3 protein-coding genes and 2 pseudogenes are annotated in these 4,454 nt (G+C 72.5%); 3 read left to right on the top strand and 2 right to left on the bottom strand.

Going from position 1 to position 4,454, the window contains the following annotated elements:
- The 3 genes and pseudogenes from RWX45_RS06480 to RWX45_RS13480 all read left to right on the top strand — a co-directional run.
- Positions 1-1,129 (top strand): annotated as a pseudogene (locus RWX45_RS06480) (hypothetical protein); the annotation flags it as partial.
- Between the two features lie 167 nt (positions 1,130-1,296).
- A complete protein-coding gene (coaD, locus tag RWX45_RS06485) occupies positions 1,297-1,815 on the top strand; it encodes a pantetheine-phosphate adenylyltransferase (protein ID WP_316022933.1) in 519 nt (172 codons plus the stop codon).
- 10 nt (positions 1,816-1,825) lie between these two features.
- Positions 1,826-2,734, top strand: coding sequence for an ATP synthase F0 subunit B (locus RWX45_RS13480; protein WP_410050689.1), 909 nt, complete (start codon positions 1,826-1,828; stop codon positions 2,732-2,734).
- On the opposite strand, the gene coaD (RWX45_RS06500) is transcribed toward RWX45_RS13480, so the two are convergent.
- Positions 2,640-3,158 (bottom strand): pantetheine-phosphate adenylyltransferase, encoded by a 519-nt coding sequence (coaD, locus tag RWX45_RS06500; protein WP_316022933.1) that lies wholly within the window; start codon positions 3,156-3,158, stop codon positions 2,640-2,642. The two genes, RWX45_RS13480 and coaD (RWX45_RS06500), sit on opposite strands and share 95 nt — an antisense overlap.
- A 167-nt stretch (positions 3,159-3,325) precedes the next feature.
- Positions 3,326-4,454: pseudogene (locus RWX45_RS06505) on the bottom strand (hypothetical protein); the annotation flags it as partial.

Below are 4,454 nucleotides of genomic sequence, written 5' to 3'. Positions count from 1 at the left end.
GCTCACCGCCGTCCTCGACCCGGTCATTCCCGGCCTGGACGACGCCGGACCCCGCCAGATCGACCCCGCCACCGCCGCCCCGCTGCTGCCGCAGGTCGGCTGCGCCTACGCGGGCGGCAGGCGAGTCATGTCCACCCGCGAGGCCGCCCTCCCCGCGGCCCGCGGCACCAGCCCGGCCACCGTCGCCTCCGCCGGCCCGATCGAGGCGCCCGTGCGGGTCAGCGGCGGCCTGGAGGTGGGCCCGGCCAAGCTGGACCAGCGCGGCAAGCTGGTCGGGCTGGGCGGCATGGACGTCGTCGGCCCGCTGACCACCATCTGGCGGGCGCCCACCGACAACGACGAGGGTCACGGCCCCGTTGACTACTGGCACGTGCCCCCGACCGGCGCCAACCGGGGCGCCGGAGCCGGCACGCCCGGACCCTCCTCGGCCGACCGCTGGCGCGAGGCGCGCCTGCACCTGCTGAGTGAACGCCACGTCTCCACCACTGTCACAGACGGCGGTGAAGCGCCCGGGGGCGGCGTCGTTGTGGTGCGTACACGCTGCTCGGCACCCGAGATGGCCTGGGCGTTGGATGTCACCACCACCCTGGCCGCTGCCAGCGGCGGGGTACGCCTGCGCACCGAGATCGTCCCTACGGGGAATCTGCCCGCGGTGCTGCCCCGCCTGGGTGTGCGCCTCGGTCTGCCTCCGCAGCTGACCCGCGCCACCTGGTGCGGCACCGGTCCGGCGCCCGCCTACACCGATCTGACCGGGGCGCTGCGGCACGGTGCGTTCACCGGCGACGTCGACTCCCTGTGGCAGCAGCCGGTCCGCCCCCAGGAGGGCGGCAGCCGCCCCGAATTGCGGCACCTGCGGCTCACCGGGGCGGACGGCGCCGGCCCGCGCCTCGACGTCGTCATTCCCGCGACCTGTCCGCTCACCTTCTCGCTGAGCCCGTGGAGTCTGGAGAACCTCACCGCTGCCGAGCATGCGGAGGAGCTTGCCGTCGACTCTCATCTGTGGCTGCACCTGGACGCCCTCCACCACGGCATCGGCTCGCGTTCCTGCGGCCCCGACGTGCGTCCGGAGGCGGCGGCCGCGCCCCGTCCGGTCGTCATCCAGGCCTGGCTTGGCGTTGCGGCCGGCTGACAGTTGAGTGCACGGGTTAGCCCATGAGGTCATGGGTTAGCCCACGAAGTCATGAGCCGGGGCTATGACGTGGAGGGTTAACCCATGACTTCGATGGCTGCTGATTGCCGACGACGGTTTCGGCGCGGGTCCACCGCCTGCCGGATGCGGGCGGCTAGCCTCGCAGCATGACGCTTGCCGTGTACCCCGGAACCTTCGACCCGATCACCCTCGGGCACGTCGACGTCGTGCGCCGCGCCGCGACGCTGTTCGACCGGGTCATCCTCGGTGTCGCCCAGAACATCGCCAAGGACGGCGGCCGCCTGTTCAGCATTGAGCAACGCGTCGAGTTGGCCCGCGACGCGCTCGCGGACCTGCCCGACGTGGAGGTGGCCGTGATCCCGGGGCTGCTCGCGGACTTCTGCCGGCAGCGAGGCGCCGACGCCATTGTCAAGGGCCTGCGCAACGGCACCGACTTCGACGCCGAAATCCCCATGGCCCTGGTCAACCGGGAGCTGGGCGCCCCCGAGACGTACTTCCTGGCCGCCGCTCCGACCCACGCACACGTCTCCTCCTCCCTGGTCAAGGACATTGCCCGCCATGGCGGGGACGTCACCGGTCTTGTGCCCGCCGGCGTCGCCGTCGCCCTTGGCAAGGCCCTGGCCGCCGGCCACGACCGCACCATCCCCGAACCGCATGAGAAATGAGGGACACCCCGTGACTACCCGCGCTGATGCCGGAGACGACCTGCTGCGCATCCTCGACGAGCTGGACGAACTGGTCTCCACCGCCCGCTCCCTGCCCATGACCTCCTCCGCGATCGTGGGCCGCGAGGAGGTGCTTGACCTCATCGAGCGCGCCCGCCAGGCCGTCCCCACCGCCGTGCATCGGGCCGAGGAGATTGTGGCCGACGCCGACGCCGTCCTGGCGCAGGGGCGTGAGGAGTCCGCGCGGATCGTCGCCCACGCCCAGGAGGAGGCCGACCGGCTGGTTGCCGGGGAGAACATCGTGCGCATGGCCAACGACCGCGCCGACGCCATCATCTCCGCCGCCGAGGAACGAGCCGAACGGCTGCGTCACGGCGCCGACGACTACTCCGACCGTTCGCTCGCCGCCCTCGAGGGCGGCGAGCGAACGGTCGGAGTAGTCGTCGGCGCCGTGACGCAGCCGTTCGGCTCGTTCCTCGGCGGCGGAGATGATGGCGTCGGCGCGGTCGTTGGCCATGCGCACGATGTTCTCCCCGGCAACCAGCCGGTCGGCCTCCTCCTGGGCGTGGGCGACGATCCGCGCGGACTCCTCACGCCCCTGCGCCAGGACGGCGTCGGCGTCGGCCACAATCTCCTCGGCCCGATGCACGGCGGTGGGGACGGCCTGGCGGGCGCGCTCGATGAGGTCAAGCACCTCCTCGCGGCCCACGATCGCGGAGGAGGTCATGGGCAGGGAGCGGGCGGTGGAGACCAGTTCGTCCAGCTCGTCGAGGATGCGCAGCAGGTCGTCTCCGGCATCAGCGCGGGTAGTCACGGGGTGTCCCTCATTTCTCATGCGGTTCGGGGATGGTGCGGTCGTGGCCGGCGGCCAGGGCCTTGCCAAGGGCGACGGCGACGCCGGCGGGCACAAGACCGGTGACGTCCCCGCCATGGCGGGCAATGTCCTTGACCAGGGAGGAGGAGACGTGTGCGTGGGTCGGAGCGGCGGCCAGGAAGTACGTCTCGGGGGCGCCCAGCTCCCGGTTGACCAGGGCCATGGGGATTTCGGCGTCGAAGTCGGTGCCGTTGCGCAGGCCCTTGACAATGGCGTCGGCGCCTCGCTGCCGGCAGAAGTCCGCGAGCAGCCCCGGGATCACGGCCACCTCCACGTCGGGCAGGTCCGCGAGCGCGTCGCGGGCCAACTCGACGCGTTGCTCAATGCTGAACAGGCGGCCGCCGTCCTTGGCGATGTTCTGGGCGACACCGAGGATGACCCGGTCGAACAGCGTCGCGGCGCGGCGCACGACGTCGACGTGCCCGAGGGTGATCGGGTCGAAGGTTCCGGGGTACACGGCAAGCGTCATGCTGCGAGGCTAGCCGCCCGCATCCGGCAGGCGGTGGACCCGCGCCGAAACCGTCGTCGGCAATCAGCAGCCATCGAAGTCATGGGTTAACCCTCCACGTCATAGCCCCGGCTCATGACTTCGTGGGCTAACCCATGACCTCATGGGCTAACCCGTGCACTCAACTGTCAGCCGGCCGCAACGCCAAGCCAGGCCTGGATGACGACCGGACGGGGCGCGGCCGCCGCCTCCGGACGCACGTCGGGGCCGCAGGAACGCGAGCCGATGCCGTGGTGGAGGGCGTCCAGGTGCAGCCACAGATGAGAGTCGACGGCAAGCTCCTCCGCATGCTCGGCAGCGGTGAGGTTCTCCAGACTCCACGGGCTCAGCGAGAAGGTGAGCGGACAGGTCGCGGGAATGACGACGTCGAGGCGCGGGCCGGCGCCGTCCGCCCCGGTGAGCCGCAGGTGCCGCAATTCGGGGCGGCTGCCGCCCTCCTGGGGGCGGACCGGCTGCTGCCACAGGGAGTCGACGTCGCCGGTGAACGCACCGTGCCGCAGCGCCCCGGTCAGATCGGTGTAGGCGGGCGCCGGACCGGTGCCGCACCAGGTGGCGCGGGTCAGCTGCGGAGGCAGACCGAGGCGCACACCCAGGCGGGGCAGCACCGCGGGCAGATTCCCCGTAGGGACGATCTCGGTGCGCAGGCGTACCCCGCCGCTGGCAGCGGCCAGGGTGGTGGTGACATCCAACGCCCAGGCCATCTCGGGTGCCGAGCAGCGTGTACGCACCACAACGACGCCGCCCCCGGGCGCTTCACCGCCGTCTGTGACAGTGGTGGAGACGTGGCGTTCACTCAGCAGGTGCAGGCGCGCCTCGCGCCAGCGGTCGGCCGAGGAGGGTCCGGGCGTGCCGGCTCCGGCGCCCCGGTTGGCGCCGGTCGGGGGCACGTGCCAGTAGTCAACGGGGCCGTGACCCTCGTCGTTGTCGGTGGGCGCCCGCCAGATGGTGGTCAGCGGGCCGACGACGTCCATGCCGCCCAGCCCGACCAGCTTGCCGCGCTGGTCCAGCTTGGCCGGGCCCACCTCCAGGCCGCCGCTGACCCGCACGGGCGCCTCGATCGGGCCGGCGGAGGCGACGGTGGCCGGGCTGGTGCCGCGGGCCGCGGGGAGGGCGGCCTCGCGGGTGGACATGACTCGCCTGCCGCCCGCGTAGGCGCAGCCGACCTGCGGCAGCAGCGGGGCGGCGGTGGCGGGGTCGATCTGGCGGGGTCCGGCGTCGTCCAGGCCGGGAATGACCGGGTCGAGGACGGCGGTGAGC

This window comes from Actinomyces sp. MRS3W, from assembly GCF_032465695.1.
GTDB lineage: Bacteria > Actinomycetota > Actinomycetes > Actinomycetales > Actinomycetaceae > Actinomyces.
Note: the sequence above shows the minus strand (reverse complement) of the source record. Positions and strands in the feature narration are given on the sequence as shown.